This window comes from Bradyrhizobium sp. RD5-C2, assembly GCF_019972155.1.
Classification (GTDB): domain Bacteria; phylum Pseudomonadota; class Alphaproteobacteria; order Rhizobiales; family Xanthobacteraceae; genus Bradyrhizobium.
In genome coordinates, this window is record NZ_BOVL01000010.1 from 160,891 (window position 1) to 179,415 (window position 18,525).

Below are 18,525 nucleotides of genomic sequence, written 5' to 3' on the forward strand. Positions count from 1 at the left end.
GGACGCGTCGGGCTGCCATTTGGGGCGCCGTTTTCCGAAGGGGTTTGAACCTTGATCGACAAGCTGGAACTTCTGCTGGCGTTGGCCAAGGAACGGCATTTCGGCCGTGCTGCGGAGGCCTGCGGGGTCACCCAGCCGACCATGTCGACCAGTCTCAAGCAGCTCGAGGAAATCCTCGGCGTCATGCTGGTGCAGCGCGGATCGCGGTTTCAGGGTTTCACGCCGGAGGGCGAACGGACGCTGGACTGGGCGCGGCGCATCGTCGGCGATACGCGGGCGATGAAGCAGGAGATCAACAGCCTCAAGGACAAGCTGTCGGGCGAGATCCGGATCGCCGCGATCCCGACTGCGCTCGGCATGGTGGCCTCGCTCACCACGCCATACCGCGCGCGCCATCCCGACGTGCGGTTTCGCATCCAGTCGTGCACCTCCGCCGACGTGCTCGGCCTGCTTGAAAATCTCGAGGTCGATGCCGGGCTGACCTACATCGAGAACGAGCCGATCGGCAAGGTCCGCACCATTCCGCTCTACAACGAGAGCTATCGTCTGCTGACCGCGCCGGATGCGATGTTCGGCGACCGCAAGCAGGTGACGTGGAAGGAAGTCGGCACCGTGCCGCTGTGCCTGCTGACGCCCGACATGCAGAACCGCCGCATCATCGATCGCGCGCTGACCTCGGTCGGCGCGGAGGCGACACCGTCGCTGACGTCGAATTCACTGCTCGTACTCTACACCCATGTGAAGACCGGACGCTGGGCCAGCGTGATGCCGGCCAAGCTCGCCGAGACGCTTGGCCTCGCCGATGCCGTGCGCAGCATTCCGATCGTCGATCCGGTGGTGGACTACAGCATCGGCCTCGTGATCCCGCAGCGCGATCCGATGACGCCGCTGATTGCTGCCCTGGTGCAGGTCGCGCGCGAGGTAGCGCCGAAGCTGGAGAGCGCGTAAGCGCGGCAATCGAGGCGCTTTCAGGATGGTTCCCCTTCAGACGATCGCCGCGCCTCGTCGCGCGGCGAAGCAATCGTCCTGCGCACCCGGCAATAATGGAACTCAGCGACGGCTTAGCGGTTTCATTGCGACGTCCCGGTCAGCGAGCAGGAGCTGCTTTGAATCGTCGCCAGTTACTCCACGGATCGGCCATGTTGCCGGCACTCATGCTTTTGCCGCAGCGGGAGGCCGCCGCGGCGGGGAACACGGTTGATGCTCCTTTCAACCCGTCGATGGTGAGGGAGCTTGCCCGCAATCTCGCCAGCAAGTCGTTCGAGGCGCCGGACGAGAAGTTGCCGAATGGCCTGACCGACCTGAACTACGATCAGTACCGCTCGATCCGCTTCGTGCCGGAGCGCGCGCTGTGGCGCGGCCAGAAGCTGCCGTTCGAGGCGCAGTTCTTCCACCGCGGCTTCTTCTACAAGAACAAGGTCAAGATCTTCGAGGTCGCCGACGGCAAGGTGAGCGAAGTCAGCTACAGCAAGGACATGTTCTCGTTCGGTGAGGCCGTGCCTGCGTTCACCGAGACCGATCTCGGCTTCGCCGGATTTCGAATCCACGCGCCGATCAACAAGCCGGACTATTACGACGAGGTCTGCGTCTTCCTCGGAGCGAGCTATTTCCGCGCCGTCGCGAAGGACGAGACCTATGGCCTGTCGGCGCGCGGCCTGTCGATCGATACCGGCGAGGCGAAGGGCGAGGAGTTTCCGTTCTTCAAGGCGTTCTGGCTCGAGCGGCCCGTGCCCAACGCGACATCCCTCGTCATTCACGCGTTGCTCGACAGCAAGAGCTGTGCGGCGAGCTATCGCTTCACGATCAGGCCGGGGAAGACCACGGTGTTCGACGTCGAGGCATCGCTTTATCCGCGCGCCGATGTCGAGCACGCCGGCGTTGCGCCGATGACCAGCATGTTCTTCTTCGGGCCGAACGATCGCAACGAGGTCGATGACTTCAGACCGTCGGTGCACGATTCCGACGGGCTTGCGATCTACAACGGCAGGGGCGAGAGTCTTTGGCGCCCGCTGAGCAATCCGCGCGACCTCCAGATCAGCACGTTCCAGGATATCAATCCGCACGGTTTCGGGCTGATGCAACGGGAGAAGAACTTCTTCGCCTATCAGGACATCGAATCGAGCTTCGAGAAGCGCCCGAGCCTGTGGGTCGAGCCGATCGGCGATTGGGGCGAGGGCGCGGTCATCCTGTTCGAGATTCCGACCAGGGAGGAGATCCACGACAACATTGCCGCGTTCTGGCGGCCGAAGGCGCCGCTCAAGGCCAAGAGCGAGACCAATCTCACCTATCGCCTGCATTGGGGACCTGACGCGCCGAAGCCGCATTCGCTGGCGCGCTTCACGCGCACTGGCATCGGCGCGCATGGCGAGAACAGCAAGCTGTTCGTGCTCGATCTGTTCGGCGACAATCTGAAAGGTGTCGATCCCAACAACATCAAGGGCGTCGTGTCGGCCGAGAAGGCCGAGATCACGAACGTCGTTACTCAGCCGAACCCGAATACGGGCGGATGGCGGCTCAGCTTCCAGTGCGCCGTCAAGAAGGATCCGATCGAGCTGCGCGCCCATCTGGCGCAGGATGACAAGCCGATTTCGGAGATCTGGGTCTATCGATGGGCGCCATAGTCACGTCGCCTCGTCCCCACGTCGCGGCAGCGGCCGAAGGCTTCCTGCCAGAAGAGAGCCCGCTCGCGATGGCCGCGGCCGATCTCGGCCGGCCGCCGCGCGCGGTGAGCAAGCCGGTGTCGGTCGGTGCGGGCATGTTCATGCGCCGTGCGTTCGTCTTGATGCTGACCGTCGCTCTGACCGGCGCAGGCGCCTACGAGATGTACATGGTGGTCCAGGTCGGCGGCGTGACGATCATGGAAGGCATGGTGCTGGCGCTGTTCGTCGCGCTGCTCGCCTGGATCGCGTTCTCGTTCGCCTCGGCGCTGGCCGGCTTCTTCGTGCTGCTTCGGCGCAACGGGAATGCCCTGCCGATTCGCGACGATGGTCCGTTGCCACAGCTTGCGAGCCGGACCGCAGTGCTGCTCCCGACCTACAACGAGAATCCGTATCAATTGGTGGCGCGCCTGCAGGCCATCTACGAGTCCATCGAAGCAACGGGACAAGCGGACAGCTTCGACTGGTTCGTGCTGAGCGACACCCGCGATCCGGATATCTGGATCGCCGAAGAACAAGCGTTCGTCGTGCTCAGCGATGCCTGCGGCGGTGGGCGGCTCTTTTACCGGCATCGCGCCGACAATACCGCGCGGAAGTCCGGCAATGTCGGCGAGTGGATCACCCGGTTCGGCGGCGCCTACCAGTTCATGATCGTGCTCGACGCCGACAGCCTGATGTCGGGCGACACCATGGTTCGGATGGTCCATGCCATGGAGACCAATCCGCAAGCGGCGTTGCTGCAGACGCTACCCATCATCGTCAATGCGCGCAGCCTGTTCAGCCGCTTGCAGCAATTTGCCGGCAGGCTTTACGGGCCGATGGTCGCGGCCGGCGTCGCGTGGTGGCACGGCTCCGAGGGCAATTACTGGGGGCACAACGCCATCATCAGGATTCAGGCCTTTGCGGAGCAGGCGGGGCTGCCGGAACTCTCCGGGCGCAAGCCGTTCGGTGGGCATATCCTGAGCCACGATTTCGTCGAGGCGGCACTGATGCGGCGCGCAGGCTGGGGCATCTACATGGCGCCGATGCTCGGCGGCAGCTTCGAGGAAGTGCCGCCGTCGCTGCTGGATTTTGCCGCGCGTGACCGGCGCTGGTGCCAGGGCAATCTGCAGCATCTCGCGGTGCTGACCACGCGCCGCCTGCACTGGATCTCGCGGCTGCATTTCATGACCGGGATCGGCTCTTACATCACCGCGCCGCTCTGGCTTGCGTTCCTGCTGCTCGGAATCCTGATCTCGTTGCAGGCGCGCTTCATTCGCCCCGAATATTTCCCGAAGGGCTTCTCGCTGTTCCCGAACTGGCCGGCGCAGGATCCCGTGCTCGCCGCGTGGGTGTTCGGCCTCACGATGGCCCTTCTGATCGTGCCGAAGCTGCTCGGCTTCATCCTGTTGCTGACACGGTCGGACACGCGCCGGCACTTCGGCGGCGGCTTCCGGGCGCTGGCAGGTGTGATCGCCGAGGTGCTGATCTCGGCGATGGTCGCACCGGTCATGATGGTGTTCCAGTCGATCGCCGTGGTCGAGATCCTGCTCGGCCGCGATGCGGGCTGGCAGACGCAGCGGCGCGACGATGGCGAGGTCGAGCGGCGGGAGCTCTATCGGAAGTACGGCGTCCCGACCGCCTGTGGTGTCGCGATGGCGATCAGTGCCTGGGCGGTGTCGTTGCCGCTGCTGCTGTGGATGTCGCCGGTGATCGTAGGCCTCCTGTTCGCGATTCCGATCGGCGCGTGGACCGCCAAGCCCGCGATGCGCGCACTGTTCACGACGCCGGAGGAGGTGAGGCCACCGAGCGTGCTGGTCCGCGCCAACGAACTGGCGGCGTCTCCTGCTCACGCATCAGTGCCTGCGCTGGCTGCGCTGCGGCAGGATTCCGGCTTGCTGCACCGCCATCTGTCATCGCTTCCGTCGGCGAAGCATGGTGGACCGGGCAAGATCGACCTTCACCTCGCGGTGGCCCGCGCGCGGATCGACGCAAGCAACAGTTTCGACGAGGCCGTCGACCACCTTACGCCGCGCGAGACGCTGGCCGTTCTCGGTGATCCGGCGTCGCTGGAGGGCCTGCTCGCCAAGTAGGCGTGGTTCAGGCTGCCTCACGCAGCCTGCTCTGCACGGAGCGCGGATCGCGCGGCAGAGTGATGCGGACCACGGTGCCGACGCCGAGCTTGGAGCGCAGCTTCATCGAGCCGCCGTGCAGGTTGGTGAGCGAGCGCGCGATCGCCAGTCCAAGGCCCGAGCCCTGGTAGCTCTTGGTGAGCTGGCTCTCGACCTGCTCGAACGGCTTGCCGAGCCGCCGCAGCGATTCCGGCGCGATGCCGATGCCGCTGTCGGCGATCAGCAGCACGATCGAGTCATCCAGCATCTGGCCGCGCACCAGCACGCGGCCGTGGTCCGGCGTGAACTTCACGGCGTTGGAGAGCAGGTTGACGATGATCTGCTTGACCGCGCGGCGGTCGGCGACGACCGAGATCGTGCTTTCGATGTCCGATTCCAGCGACAGGCCCTTGTGCTCGGCGCGGCCAGAGACCACCCGCAGCGACTCGGCGAGGATGCCGGAGAGGTCGAGCGGCTCCATGTCGAACTTCATGCGGCCGGCCTCGATCTTCGACATGTCGAGAATGTCGTTGATGACCTCGAGCAGGTATTTCCCCGAGGTCAGGATGTCATGGCAGTACTCCGCGTATTTGTCCGAGCCGAGCGTCCCGAACAGGCCAGAGCCCATGATCTCGGAGAAGCCGATGATGGCGTTGAGCGGCGTGCGCAGCTCATGGCTCATATTGGCGAGGAACTTCGACTTCGCGGCGTTGGCGTCCTCGGCGCGGGTCTTTTCCTGCGAATACTTCTCGGCGAGGTCGGCGAGCTCGACGGCCTGCCGTTCCAGCTCGGATTGCGACCGCTGCAGGTCGATCACGGTGGCACGCAGGCGCAGATCGTTATCGACCAGCTTCTGCTCGTGCGCCTTGATGCGGGTGATGTCGGTGCCGACCGAGACGTAGCCGCCGTCCTTGGTGCGCCGTTCGCTGATGTGCAGCCAGCTGCCGTCGTCGAGCTGCGCCTCGAAGGTGCGGGCGCCGGGCGCCGGCACGCCGCTTTCATGCAGGCGGGTGCGCACCTCGGGCATGCTCCCGACCTCGATCACGGTCTCATAGGATGTGCCGGGGCTGACGGCGCTATCGGGCAGCTTGTGCAGCCGCTGGAAGTGCGAGTTGCAGAGCACCAGGCGGTCCTCGGCGTCCCACAGCACGAAGGCCTCCGGGATCGTCTCGATGGCGTCGCGCAGCCGGAGGTCGGCTTCCACCGACTTCTCGGCGAGGCTCTTCTGTTCGGTGATGTCGACGGCGATGCCGATCAGATGCAGGCCGCTGTCGGCCGCGGCGTGGCTGAGCTCGCAGCGCACGCGCAGCCAGATCCAGTGGCCGCCGACATGGCGCATGCGGAAGCTCTGGTCGATGTGATCGATCTTGCCCGAGATCAGCTGTTCGGCGATGTCGAACAGGTTGATGTCGTCGGAGTTCACCAGCGCGTTGACCTCGCCGAAGGTGAGGAGGTCGTTGCGGCTATCGAGGCCGAGCAGGGTGAACATCGACTGCGACCAGAAGATCCGGCCGCGCGACAGGTCCCAGTCCCACAATCCGCAGCGGCCGCGATTGAGCGCGGTGTCGATCCGGCCGCGCACCGCATCGTTGATCAGGTCGCCCTCACGGGCGCGGGTCGATTGCCAGTGGAAGGCGAAGCCGAGGATCAGCACCACGAAGCTCGTGGTTGCCGACAGCGTCACCGAGAGCGCGGCGTCCGATCCCCAGATCGGCTCGTTCATCTCCTGGATGACGACGACCTGGCCGGGCAGCGACTTGACGAGCTGCGAGATCGCCAGCGCGCCGGTGCCGCCCGGCAGCGTCATGTCACTGACTGCACCCTGCTGCCCCGGGGCGATCAGGAGCTGCGCGGTGGAGACGATGTCGAGGACGCGGTCGTTCTCGCCGGCGCCGTCGATCGGCACGCGCGCCAGCACGCGGTGGTCGGCGCTGGTGATGATGACGTGGCGGCCGTTGGCGATGCCCCAGGACGGAATGAGATCGGGCAGCAGCTCCTGCATCCGCTCGATATTGGCGAGCCGGTCGCGCCGCACCGAGGTCAGGCGGTCGAGACGCTCGGCGAGGATGTCGGAGAGTGCGGCAAGGTCGCGCTTCATCGCGCCGCGCTTCTGCCGGTTCTGGTCGATCACCTGGACGAAGGCGCCGAGGCAGATTGTGATGAGGAAGGCGATGATCAGCGTAGGAACAGCGCGGCGCAGTGCAGGCTCGGCCGTCAAGAGCCTGTGATAGGCCGGTTTCGCGATCGACTGCGCCAATCCCTTGATCGAATCGGATTGGACACAAGCGTTCGCTGCATGCGCGCGCGCCATGCCTTAGACCCCCATCTAAGCTGATTTTTTACCCGGATCGGATGCTCCCCACGTCGCATCCGAATCATGATGATTTGAATCCAGATTTCCCGGGCTGTCGAGAGTCAACGATTCGTTAATGCGAAATAATTCTTGTCCAAAACAGAATCAGTCAGCGCAAAGTGAGTCCGAAACAGGAACGGCTCCGTAGAATTACGCGCGCGCCGGTTCTGCGTGACTGATCACACGTTTCACGGTGGGGAACGTGCGACGCAGCTCGCGTTCGATCTCGTCGACGCTTTCGTGCACCTTGATCACACTCATCGATGGCGCGGCGCGGCAATGGAAGTTGACGATCTCGCCGGCGTCGGTGTTGCGGACCCGCACATTATGGATGTCATGGATCGCGCCGCCATCGGCAAAGCCGGTCAGCGCGGTTTTGATGGCTTCGACGCGGTCCGGCGCGGCGTCGGTTCCCCATGGCAGTTCCGGCTCGAGCGGCTCGATATGGGTGTCGACCTCGACGTCCTCGCCAAAGTCCTCGCGGATCGCGCGCTCGAGCTCGTGGGCGATGTCATGTGCGGCGTCCAGCGCCATGTCGCTGTCGACCTCGAGGTCGATGCCGACGATCAGCTTGCCGCCGATGTCGTGCACGGTGACGTGGTGGATGGCGAGGCCGGAATTGCGCGCGATCACCATGATGCGCTCGCGCACGCTCTCATTGTCGCGCGCCACCGGCACCGCCGTGAACGTGAGGTCGGCGTCGCCGAATGTCTTGGTCATCGCCTGCTGCGCCCTGCGCTTGATGTCCTCGACGCGGTCGATCGGGTAGGTGCGCGGCACAGCGGCGATGGCGTCGATGAAATGCGTGGCGCCGACCATGCGGACCCGCAGTCGCTCGACGTCGACGACGCCGGGCACGGCCTTGATGGCCGCGATGGCCTTTTCCAATGCGCCTTCGGGCGCGCGGTCGAGCAGGGTCTCGACCGTCTCCCGCGCCATGCGCAGGCCGAGCAGGGCGATCATCACGGCAACCGCGATCGCGGCCGCGGCATCGCCCCACCAGAAACCGAAGCCCGCCAGCACCAGGCCGACGATGACCGCCGCAGATCCCATCACGTCGGAGGCGAAATGCAGCGCGTCGGCGGCCAGCGCCTGGCTCTTGGTGTCGCGCGCCGCGCGGTGCAGCGCGCGGGCGCGCCACAGATTGACGCCGATATCGATGACCAGGACGATGAACGGAATGGCTGAGATCGACGGCGGCGGCGCGCCCTCGCGCAGATGGCTATAGGCCTGCACCAGAATGCCGCCGGCCAGCACATAGAGCAGGGCGATGATGAAGAGCGCGGAGACGCTCTCGAACTTGCCGTGGCCGTAATGATGCTCGGCGTCGGCCGGCTGGTCCGATACCCGCACCACCGCCCAGGTGATGATGGTGGCGACGAGGTCGATCGAAGAGTGCAGCGCCTCGGAGATCAGCGCCAGCGATCCGATGGCGATGCCGACGACGAATTTCGCCACGGCCATGCTGCCGCTGGCGAGGATCGAGATCGCGGCGACGGATGTCTTGGTGTTGGGTGCGCTGGTGCTGGAAGAGCTCATGGGCGGGGGTTTAGCAGGCCATCTGTGAACATCAAGTGTCGTTCACGATGCGCAATCGCCACTCACTTGCAAGAGCGAATCTCAACAGTGGAGTTGTTGCGAACTATTCCGAATCCAGCGTGCTGGACGCGAGTTCACGGCGTCTCACTCAGGCATCGATCCTCGTTCTCGCGGCGCGTTTGGCTTCCGGCTGGCCGGGGACCGGTGTTCCGCGCGAAAACGGGAGGACGATCCTGCTTATCACGAGACGTCAAGCACGCTACTATTGCTTGGACGAGACCTAACCTGGGGCTGGGCGCTGGTCGACCCTGATGGATAACCGAGACGGCAGTCTTGGATGACATTGGACGGAAGAGGGACACGCCAATGAACTCCACACCCACTCCGAATGCAGGTGAACCTGGTGAGCGGTCGATCGCGAGTACCGATGAGCGACTCGCGGAAGCCCACAAGCAGATCGTCCGCGCTGATGAGGAGCTCACACGCTTGAGTGAGCGGCTTGCAAAGATGGAGCGCGATGCTGCGCCATCACCGCCGGCTCAATCTGACGCGCCTTTGGTCGAGCCTGCCCCTGCTTCGTCCGGACCTGGCTCGCAATCATCGTCTGGAAGGCCGGCTTTCCGGGCGTTTGGCGCCTTGTCGCTCGCGGCGTGTGTCGTTATCGCAGCCTTGGCTTCGCAGTCGTCGTATGGTGCGAGAGCCAAGCTGGTCGTCGCCCGCTGGGTGCCGCAGCTGGCTTCAACTCCATCATCGCCACGGGATGATCCGCCGCTTCCCGCGCAGCCCGCTCCATCTGCGGTTCAGGTCGCCGCGGCGGAAGCCGCACCGCAGCAACCGACGCCCGCGCCTTCGACCGCACCGCAGGACGCCGCGCCGAAAGCAATGCAGGACACCGCGCCGCCAGTTCCTGCAGCACTTCCGGATCGAACCGAGCTGCTGCAAACCATTGCACGCGATCTTGCGAACGTGCAGCGAAACATCGAACAGCTCAAGGCGGACCAGCAACAAGCGGCCCGCGAGAGCTCCAAGGCCATTGAGGAGCTCAAGGCAAGCCAGGAGGAATTGAAACGGGCACTCGCGAAGGTTTCCGAGCAGAAGACGTCATCGCCTCCGGCGCAGCCGGCTCCGACCTCGCGCAAGCCCCAGCGGACATATGAGCCGCCCTACGCGAGAGCGCCGCCTCGAATGCAAAGGGAATGGCTCTACGACGACTGGTAACCGTCGATGCGGTGATCATCGAAGCTCATCCGGCAACAGCGCCTCGATTCAGAACTCCGCGCTTTATCGCTTTTCGGTTTTTCCCATCAGCGCAGTGGTCGCGTGGCTCGTCACAACCCGCTTCGCTAATACGCCAACGCAGCTACAGCGTGACCACGATCTTGCCGAGGTACTTGTTGGCTTCCATGTGTTCGAACGGCCTTGTCGGCGTCGGCGAATCTGTAGACTTGGTCGATCGGCACCTACAGCGTGCGTGCCTCGACCGCGGGCCAGATGTCCTTGCACACCGCGTCGAAGACCTCGCGGATCTCCTAGAGCGAGCGGGTACGGAAGGTGGCGCCGATACACTGTTGACGCGCCGTCGAAGAAGTTCTGTTCAGTCATGCTGCTGACGCAATCTCTGTCTTAGTCGGGCGAGAATTAAAAACACTGTGTGGGACCGCCGCGGTTCCCACAATGGTTCCGTCGCCGGAAATGGCACGAATCCGCAAAGAATTGCCCAGAGTTAGCGCCTCCGCGTTCACTCGACCATGTTTGCGGAATCGGGAACCGAACGATCGAGAAAAATCAGTCAAGGAGTCATGATGCTGTTCGGCTCGAGCGCCGCAGTCTGCGGCGCCGTAGTTGCGCTCGCCATTTTTGGCCGCGCTTCTGGAAGTGAAATCGGTGCAGTTCATTCAAGCGATGTCGTCAATGCTGCTTGTGGAGATGCGATCGTCGGCGCAGCATCCACGTACAATCCGTTCGAGCCCGGCAAGGAGGAGGGCGGTCCGAGCACAGCCTCCGGCGAGCGCTATGATCGCTCGGTCTGGGCGGCTGCCATCAAGACAAGTCTGCGTCGGAAGTTTGGTGGGGTCCAATTTGGCGCGAGGCCGAAATATGCCCTCGTCGAGGCTGTAGGCAAGAAGGCCATCGTGAAGATAAATGACGTGGGGCCACTACGGCCCGGCCGCATCATTGATCTCAATGAGCGAACGATGCGCTATTTCGATCCAAGCCTGGAGCTCGGAGTCATTAGCGACGTAAAAGTTAGCCCGCTTGCGGGGGATTATTGGACTCCGGGACCGGTCGGCTGAATATTGCACGGCAAAGAGCGCGCGAGGGCGGGTTACGCTTCGCTGATCCGCTCTACGCGCTACCCACTCTATGCCCGACCAGGAACGGACAACTGGTCGAGGCGGCTGGTTTTCATCGTCACGTGGTGGAGCGAAGGTCTAACGATGGTCGTGGAAGCCGTCGTCATGGCTCTCTCCTTTTCACCGCAGGGTGCTCGCATCAGATCGCCGCGCAACGAGGATATGAAGCCGGGCGTGACGGCGGCCGGCTTTTCCGGTTCAATTGAACCCGAAATCGCTGATCTAGGTTGGCATCGCGTCGCGATGTCGCCAAAGCACCGACGAATCCCGCCAGCTCTGCCGCGCCCGTGCCCAAAGCGATGACTTGCAACTTAAAGACCGATCGGTCTATATATTGACAATGAGCCGCCAAGCCCCCGTGCAGTCGCCCCGTGGCCGTCCCCGAAGTTTCGACGTCGAAGCCGCCGTCGAACGCGCGATGGATGTGTTCTGGTCGCGCGGCTATCACGCCACGGCGCTGCCGGACTTGCTGCGTGCGACGAAACTCTCGCGCGGCAGCCTTTACGCCGCTTTCGGTGACAAGCACTCGCTGTTCCTGCGCGCGCTCGATCGCTACATTGCCGATGCCCAGACGCGGATGGATGTTGAACTCGCCCCTCGCGGAGAGCCGGTCGCCGGCCTGCGGGCCTACCTTGCCGGTTACGTCGAGCGTGCCAGCGGCGCCAATGGCCGGCGCGGATGCCTGCTGGTGGCGACAGCCATGGAACTGGCCGGGCAGGATGCTGAGGCTGGTCGTCGCATCGCGGGTTTTTTCAAAACCATGGAAGCCAGGTTGGCGGACGCGCTGTCCCGCGCGGAGGCGGCGGGCAGATTGGCCGATGGCGTCGAGCCTGCAAGCGCCGCCCGAATTCTCGTCTGTTTCGTTTGGGGGTTACGAGTGGTCGCCAAAACGGCACAGACACGGATCACGTGGCAAACCACCGCTGACGCGCTTCTCGATCGCTTCATCAGATAAACAATAACCCATGGACGCCTTCGCTATTGGTGCGCCCATATTTGGACTGATTGGTCTTGAAAGGAATGATGCCATGTCTGCCATCCAGATCGTCTGCGCAGTGGCCGTTCCCTTGCTCTGGGGTCTTCAGTTCGTCGCCATCAAGGTGGGCGTCACGGAGTTTCCGCCGCTGTTCTTCCTCGCACTGCGCTTCCTGGCGATCGCGCTGCTGCTTGTTCCGTTCGTCAAGAGGCCCACGCGTCAACAGTTCGGCCCTATCGCGGCCATTTCGCTTTTCCTTGGTGGACTGAACTTCGGGCTGTTCTATGTTGGTCTTGGGCTCGGCTCGGGAAGCATATCGGCTGTCGCATATCAACTCGCGCCGCCTTTCACCGTCCTGTTGGCCTGGCCGTTGCTCGCGGAGAGGCCGTCGCTCGTCACGTCAGCCGGAGTGGTGCTTGCATTCGCCGGCGTGGTGGTGTTGGCAGCGGGGCCGGGGCTGTCGACCAACGCGCTTCCGCTGCTGCTTGTGGTCGGGGCGGCGTTCGCGTTCGCGGTGTCCAACGTCTTGACGAAACGCTACGGCCCGTTTGATCCCCTGATGTTGATGGGCTGGTCGTCGCTACTCACCGTGCCGCAGGTGATGTTGATGTCGTTGCTGCTTGAATATGGACAGCTGGCGAGCCTTGGCACGGCGGACCAACACGGTTGGCTGGCGCTCGCCTACACCATCTTCATCGGTGGCATTGTCGGCTTTGGCCTGTGGTTCTGGCTGATCGCCCGTTGCTCGATGGGCCGCGTCGCGCCGTTCGGTCTGCTGCTTCCGGTGTTCGCCCTGATCTCGAGCGTGATGTTCCTTGGCGAACGCGTGACGCCGAAATTGGTTGTCGGCGGGCTGCTCGCGATCTCCGGCGTCGCCATCACGCAGGTAAGGCCGAGTGCAAGGGCGTAGGATGGGTTTCGCTTCGCTCTACCCATCCTACAGAGTGGAGTATTTGGCTACAGCGTCACCACGATCTTGCCGAGGTGCTTGTTGGCTTCCATGTGCTCGAACGCCTTGCCGATGTCGGCGAATTTGTAGACCTGGTCGATCGGCAGCTGCAGCTTGCGCGCCTCGACTGCGGGCCAGATGTCCTTGCGCACCTCGTCGAAGATCTCTCTGATCTCCTCGATCGAGCGGGTGCGGAAGGTGACGCCGATGTACTGGATGCGGCGCGCCGCATGCAGGTCGAAATTGAAGTCGCCGTGGGTGCCGCCGAGCCGGCCGACATTGACGATGCGGCCCTTGACCTTGGTCGCCTTGAGGTTCTGGTTCGCGACCGGTCCGGAAATCTGATCGACGATCAGATCGACGCCTTCGCCGTTGGTTGCCTGCAACACCTGATCGACCCAGCCGGGATCCTTCGAGTCCACGGCGAGATCGGCGCCGAATTCCGTCAAGCGGCCGCGGCGCATCGCATCGGTCGAGGATCCCACCACGAGCTTGGCGCCCTTGAGCTTCGCGATCTGCATCGCCATCAGGCCGACGCCGGAGCTCGCGCCCTGGATCAGCACGGTCTGGCCCGCCTGCAACGCGCCATTGGTGACGACGGCATTGTGCATGGTGGCGAGCGCGACGGGCAGGGTGGCGGCCTCGTCGAAGTTCATGTTCGATGGGCTACGGAACAGCCTGCCGTGATCGGCGAGTGTGTATTCGGCGAACGCCGCGCCGCCGGAGCCCATGATCTTGTCGCCGACCTTGATACCCCTGGCGTCGGGGCCGAGCTCGGCGACCTCGCCGGCCCATTCCATGCCGAGCACGGTGCCGACGCCGCCGGCCGCGCCATGGGCGTGGCCCTTGGTCATGCCGAGATCGGCGCGGTTCAGCCCGCAGGCGTGAACCTTGACCAGCACCTGCGTGCCCTTCGGCACGGGCTTGGCGACGTCGGCGATTTCGGGGCCGTTGGCTCCGTACACGTAAGCTTTCATATCGTTCTCTCCGGCTATGTTGGCCGAGGCGTGTCTTGCGTCAGGTCTCTTGGGACACGTCGCGCGCTTGGTGATGTGAGGTCAGGGCTGGTGGACGTCCAGCTCTTTGCGGAAGAAGGCGAGGATGTCAGCGTTCAATTCCTTGTGGAACGCGACGCGATCGAAGCCCGGCCGGTCCGTGCAGATCTTCGGCAGGCGGGCGGCCAGGCTATCGGAGCAGGGCACCAGGAACACGAAATGTCCGGCATTGTGGACCAAGTGATAGTCGGTCTTGATCGGCAGGCCCTCGTTGATCGCCGTGACGTAGCCGGGATTGATTTCGGTGATCTTGTCGTCGCCGCTAAGCTCGGAGGCCCAGAGCTGCGTCGGGATCGTCACGTCCTTCAAGGCGTCGCGATCGAACAGCGGAGCGAACGCCGGATCGGCAATCACCATCGCCTTGACGCGCGGGTCATGCACCACAGCCTGCGCCGGAAGCTCGTTGCGTTGCAATTCCTCGCAGCTCGGCTTGCGATAGGGCACGTCGCAGAACGCGGTGGCCTTGCTGATGTCCGGCTTGGCGCCGGCGACGACGAGGCCGGTGTAGCCGCCACGGGAAAAGCCGAAGAAGCCGATCTTGCCGGGGTCGAGCTTGGTGCGATCCGACCAGGCGCCGAGCATGTAGTCGATCGCCCGCTTGATGTCGGCGGAGCGCTCGACCAGCGCGGCCAGCGTATCGGCTCGCGTCATGTCGCCTGCACCGCTATCAACGGGATGATTGACGGCGACCACGACGAAGCCGGCATCGGCCAGCGTCTCGGCGGTGTCGTGATGTCCGGTGAAGCTGCCGCCGAAACCGTGCGAGATCAGGACCAGCGGCAGCTTCTCGCCGACGACAGGGCAGTCCTCCGTTCCGGGCAGCGTCGAGGTCTTGAGCTTGACCTCGCCCGCGGGCGCGGCGCATGGCGACCACACCGCGATCTGCATCGGCGGGGCGCCGTCGGACTGCACCTTGATGAGCCGGAGACCGGCCGCGTGTGCACACGCGGCCGACAGGCAGAGCGCGGCTGCAACGGCCGCCTTGAACAGACGCATGCGAACTCCCGTTGCAAGCCGACTGTTGTGAGGACCAATGACGGTTATTCCGCGGCCTGGCGCTTGCCGATAGAGGTCATGCGGTCCAGACGTTCGCGGATGATCGCTTCCGCCTCGCTCACGATGCGCGAGATCAGTTCGGCGCAGGACGGAATATCGTGGATCAGGCCCTGCACCTGGCCGGCCGACCAGATGCCTTCGTCGGCATCGCCGGTCGCGTAGACCATCTTGCCGCGGGCGCCGGCGACCAGCTCGCGGACGTCCTCGAACTTGGCGCCTTCCTTCTCCATCTGCACGACCTTGGTCGAGATCGCATTCCTGGCGACGCGCGAGGTGTTGCGCATGGTGCGGAAGATCAGCTCGGTCTCGCGCTCGTCATTGGCGACGATGCGCTCCTTCACCAGCTGATGGATCGGGCTCTCCTTGGTGCACATGAAGCGCGTGCCCATGTTGATGCCTTCGGCGCCGAGCGCCAGCGCTGCGACGAGGCCGCGGGCATCGCCGAAGCCGCCCGAGGCGATCATCGGGATCTTCACCTTGTCGGCGGCAGCCGGAATCAGGATCAGGCCGGGGGTGTCGTCCTCGCCGGGATGGCCGGCGCATTCAAAGCCGTCGATCGAGATCGCGTCGGCGCCCATCCGCTCGGCGGACAGCGCGTGGCGGACGCTGGTGCACTTGTGCACCACCTTGACGCCGTGTCGCTTGAACTCGTCGACATGTTCCTGCGGCTTGTTGCCGGCGGTCTCGACGATCTTGATGCCGCTCTCGATGATGGCCTGGCGATACTCGGCGTAAGGCGGCGGCTTGATCGCGGGCAGGATGGTCAGGTTGACGCCGAACGGCTTGTCGGTCAGCTCGCGGCAGCGCGCGATTTCCTTGCGCAGATCGTCCGGCGTCGGCTGCGTCAGCGCGGTGATCATGCCGAGCGCGCCGGCATTGGCGACGGCGGCAACCAGCTCCGCGCGCCCGACCCACTGCATGCCGCCCTGCACGATCGGGTGGTCGACGCCGAACATTTCGGTGAAGCGTGTCTTGATCATTCTGCCCTCGTTTCCATCAGAATTTTCCGCGACGCGGACGGCCGCGCGCGGTGTTGTTTTTGGATGTCGAGGGAAGGATGCAGTCCTGTCCGGCAAATGTCTACCGGCGACCTGCGGCGCGCCCATGCGGAAATGACGGGGCGCGGAGGTCAGGTGAGGACGGGGCCGAAAGTTTCAGTCAATTGCTCAGGCGCCGTTGAACCAAATACACAGCGCCTGGCCGAGAGCAGCGGCAATCGAGATGCCTGTTACGCCGGCACGGCTTGCTTGTTCAACGCGGAGGTTTCCTCGTCGAACGCGGCCGCGATGTCGCGCATGCTGACGACGCCGATCAGGCTGTAATCGTCGATCACGGGCACGTGGCGAATGTGGTGCTTGGTCATGAGATGACGGATGTGCTCGAGCGTGTCGCTCGAGGTGCACGACACCAGCTGCTGCACCGAGACGAGCTGCGAGACCTTCATGCTGGCGCCGGCCGCGCCGTGCTCGGCAATCGCGCGCACCACGTCGCGCTCGGTGAACATGCCGACGGCGGTGTTGCCCTCGGTGCGAACGACATCCTTGACCACGAGCGCGCTGATATTGCTGGCGCGCATCAATTGCGCGGCGATCGCGACCGTCTCGTTCATGCGAACCGTGGCGACGCGAGGGGTCTTCTTGCGCAGGATATCTCCGACTTGCATGGCAACCTCCTTGGTTTATCGTTGACAGGATTCTGGTATACAAAATGCCAATTGTCAACGCGGCCGTCACAGAAATCTACCACCTGCGAACAACCGAAATAGGCAGAGTCGCTGACGTTTCAGACGATTGTGACCTGGCCTGAGCGGGCTGGCCGTCCACGGCTCCCGGGCACCTGCGGTATCTGGCATCCCTGTTGGGTCAAAACAAAAGAGGCGCACCGAAGTGCGCCTCGATCAGTTCACAGTCAGTCCCGAAATCAGGCGGGCATTTCAAGTCGACATATCAAGCCGTCTTGGCATTCGTCGCGGTTTCGGCCGCGGCGGCGGCAGCCTCGTTGCCGTTGATGAAGGCGCGGCGCATCGGCTTGATCACGAACAGCGCCATCAGCGCCGCGGTGGCGTTGAGGGCGACCGCGATCACGAACACGGCCTGCCAGCCATAGCTGGCGGCAACGATGCTGGCGGCCGGCACCAACAGCGCAGCGGTGCCCTTCGCGGTGTAGAGCATGCCGTTGTTGGTGGTCGCATACTTCGAGCCGAAGGTGTCGCCGGAGGTCGCCGGGAACAACGAGTAGATCTCGCCGAACACCCCGAAATAGACTGCAGTGGCCAGCACGAACACCAGCGGGTTGTGGCCCCAGGTGGACAGCGTCAGCAGCATCAGCGCGCCGGTGCCGAACGCGATGAACATCGTGTGCTCGCGGCCGATATTGTCGGAGACCCAGCCGAAGAACGGCCGCCCGAACCCGTCGAAGATGCGGTCGAGCGAGATCGCAAAGGTCAGCGCGGCCATCTGGAAGCCGGCGAGCGAGACCGGCGTGGTGGCGATCTTGTAGTCGTGCGCGATCGGCGCGATCTGCGCGGCCGCCATCAGGCCGCCGGAGGCGACCATCACGAACACAAGATACATCACCCAGAAGATCGGGCTGCGCAGCACCTGCGGCGGCGTGAAGTCGATCTTGGTCTGCGGCAGGTTGAGCTGCTTCTTCTTCGGCGGGATCGTCACCGCGGGCTTCTGGATGAAGAAGGCGAGCAGGAACACGATCAGGCCTTGCCCGATGCCGAAATCGAAGAACGCGGTCTGGTAGCCGCTCGAGGCGATCATGTTGGCGATCGGCACCACGGTCAGCGCAGCACCTGCGCCGAAGCCCGCCGCGGTTGCGCCGGCGGCGAGGCCGCGGCGATCGGGAAACCATTTCAGCGCATTGCCAACACAGGTGCCGTACACCGAGCCGGCGCCGATGCCGCCGACGACCGCCGCGGCGTAGAGCAGGGTGAGTGAATCCGCGTAGGAGTTCAGCACCCAGGACAGCGTGATCATGACGCCGCCGAACATGATGACGACCCGCGGGCCGTATTTGTCGACGAACCAGGCCTCGACCGGCACCAGCCAGGTCTCCGTCACCACGAAGATCGTGAAGGCGAACTGGATCGCTGCGCGGCCCCAGTGATGCGCGCCGTCGATCGGATCGACGAACAGCGTCCAGCCATATTGCAGGTTCGCGATCATCGCCATGCAGACGATGCCCATGGCGAGTTGAAGCCAGCGGAAGCCACTGGACGAAGGTTGTGCTTGTGTTACGGCAGCATTGCTGGAAACCATCAAATCCTCCCGAGCGCGCCGGTCTTGTAGTGACCCAGTGTCGCAATTCTTGTGGCGTATCGTCGCAAGCGCTTGGCGCGAGGTTGGTATACTATATTCCAGAAAGCAAGCCTATCTTTCTGCTGCGTCGCAGCAAAACTGGCATACTTTGGGCTGATTTGGGTTTGCGATCGATGCCGCAAAATGAAAGCGCCCGGCGTTTGACCGGGCGCTTTCGTCAGTCGAAGAGT

Annotated in this window: 14 protein-coding genes; 7 read left to right on the forward strand and 7 right to left on the reverse strand. The window is 63.9% G+C overall.

Annotation, left to right across the window (positions count from 1 at the left end; all coding sequences use genetic code 11):
- Positions 1–51 precede the first annotated feature (51 nt).
- The 3 genes from BraRD5C2_RS11470 to mdoH all read left to right on the forward strand — a co-directional run bounded on the left by BraRD5C2_RS11470 (position 52) and on the right by mdoH (position 4,729).
- A complete protein-coding gene (locus BraRD5C2_RS11470) occupies positions 52–948 on the forward strand; it encodes a LysR family transcriptional regulator (RefSeq protein ID WP_176532448.1) in 897 nt (298 codons plus the stop codon).
- Between the two features lie 206 nt (positions 949–1,154).
- Positions 1,155–2,621, forward strand: a complete 1,467-nt coding sequence (locus BraRD5C2_RS11475; RefSeq protein WP_223968816.1) for a glucan biosynthesis protein G — start codon at positions 1,155–1,157, stop codon at positions 2,619–2,621.
- Positions 2,609–4,729, forward strand: a complete 2,121-nt coding sequence (mdoH, locus tag BraRD5C2_RS11480) for a glucans biosynthesis glucosyltransferase MdoH (RefSeq protein ID WP_223968377.1) — start codon at positions 2,609–2,611, stop codon at positions 4,727–4,729. Before BraRD5C2_RS11475 ends, mdoH begins: the two co-directional genes overlap by 13 nt.
- Before the next feature lie 7 nt (positions 4,730–4,736).
- Here the strand turns inward: mdoH and BraRD5C2_RS11485 are convergent, their stop codons facing one another.
- On the reverse strand, positions 4,737–7,058 hold the full coding sequence (locus BraRD5C2_RS11485) for a sensor histidine kinase (protein ID WP_223968378.1): 2,322 nt from the start codon (positions 7,056–7,058) through the stop codon (positions 4,737–4,739).
- Between the two features lie 192 nt (positions 7,059–7,250).
- On the reverse strand, positions 7,251–8,639 hold the full coding sequence (locus tag BraRD5C2_RS11490) for a cation-efflux pump (RefSeq protein WP_223968379.1): 1,389 nt from the start codon (positions 8,637–8,639) through the stop codon (positions 7,251–7,253).
- Between the two features lie 366 nt (positions 8,640–9,005).
- Between BraRD5C2_RS11490 and BraRD5C2_RS11495 the strand changes: the two genes are divergently transcribed.
- The 4 genes from BraRD5C2_RS11495 (at position 9,006) to BraRD5C2_RS11510 (ending at position 12,879) form a co-directional block, all read left to right on the forward strand.
- Positions 9,006–9,857, forward strand: coding sequence for a hypothetical protein (locus BraRD5C2_RS11495; protein ID WP_223968381.1), 852 nt, complete (start codon positions 9,006–9,008; stop codon positions 9,855–9,857).
- Between the two features lie 581 nt (positions 9,858–10,438).
- Positions 10,439–10,933, forward strand: coding sequence for a septal ring lytic transglycosylase RlpA family protein (locus BraRD5C2_RS11500; RefSeq protein WP_308444407.1), 495 nt, complete (start codon positions 10,439–10,441; stop codon positions 10,931–10,933).
- A gap of 400 nt (positions 10,934–11,333) precedes the next feature.
- Complete coding sequence (locus BraRD5C2_RS11505; RefSeq protein WP_223968818.1) at positions 11,334–11,948, forward strand: TetR/AcrR family transcriptional regulator; 615 nt, start codon at positions 11,334–11,336, stop codon at positions 11,946–11,948.
- 73 nt (positions 11,949–12,021) lie between these two features.
- Positions 12,022–12,879 carry a DMT family transporter gene (locus BraRD5C2_RS11510; RefSeq protein WP_223968385.1) on the forward strand — a complete coding sequence of 286 codons (858 nt, stop codon included), beginning with the start codon at positions 12,022–12,024 and terminating at the stop codon, positions 12,877–12,879.
- A 47-nt stretch (positions 12,880–12,926) separates the two neighbouring features.
- Here BraRD5C2_RS11510 and BraRD5C2_RS11515 read toward each other — a convergent pair whose 3' ends face one another.
- The 5 genes from BraRD5C2_RS11515 to oxlT form a co-directional block, all read right to left on the reverse strand.
- Positions 12,927–13,895: a zinc-binding dehydrogenase gene (locus BraRD5C2_RS11515; protein WP_223968387.1), complete on the reverse strand. Its 969-nt coding sequence runs from the start codon at positions 13,893–13,895 to the stop codon at positions 12,927–12,929.
- Positions 13,896–13,976: 81 nt separating this feature from the next.
- Complete coding sequence (locus BraRD5C2_RS11520; RefSeq protein ID WP_223968389.1) at positions 13,977–14,969, reverse strand: alpha/beta hydrolase family protein; 993 nt, start codon at positions 14,967–14,969, stop codon at positions 13,977–13,979.
- A gap of 44 nt (positions 14,970–15,013) precedes the next feature.
- Positions 15,014–16,009 carry an NAD(P)H-dependent flavin oxidoreductase gene (locus BraRD5C2_RS11525; RefSeq protein ID WP_223968391.1) on the reverse strand — a complete coding sequence of 332 codons (996 nt, stop codon included), beginning with the start codon at positions 16,007–16,009 and terminating at the stop codon, positions 15,014–15,016.
- A 248-nt stretch (positions 16,010–16,257) separates the two neighbouring features.
- Complete coding sequence (locus BraRD5C2_RS11530; RefSeq protein ID WP_223968393.1) at positions 16,258–16,692, reverse strand: CBS domain-containing protein; 435 nt, start codon at positions 16,690–16,692, stop codon at positions 16,258–16,260.
- A 283-nt stretch (positions 16,693–16,975) separates the two neighbouring features.
- Entirely contained in the window at positions 16,976–18,295 is a 1,320-nt protein-coding gene (gene oxlT, locus BraRD5C2_RS11535) for an oxalate/formate MFS antiporter (protein ID WP_223968395.1), read from the reverse strand.
- Positions 18,296–18,525 lie beyond the last annotated feature (230 nt).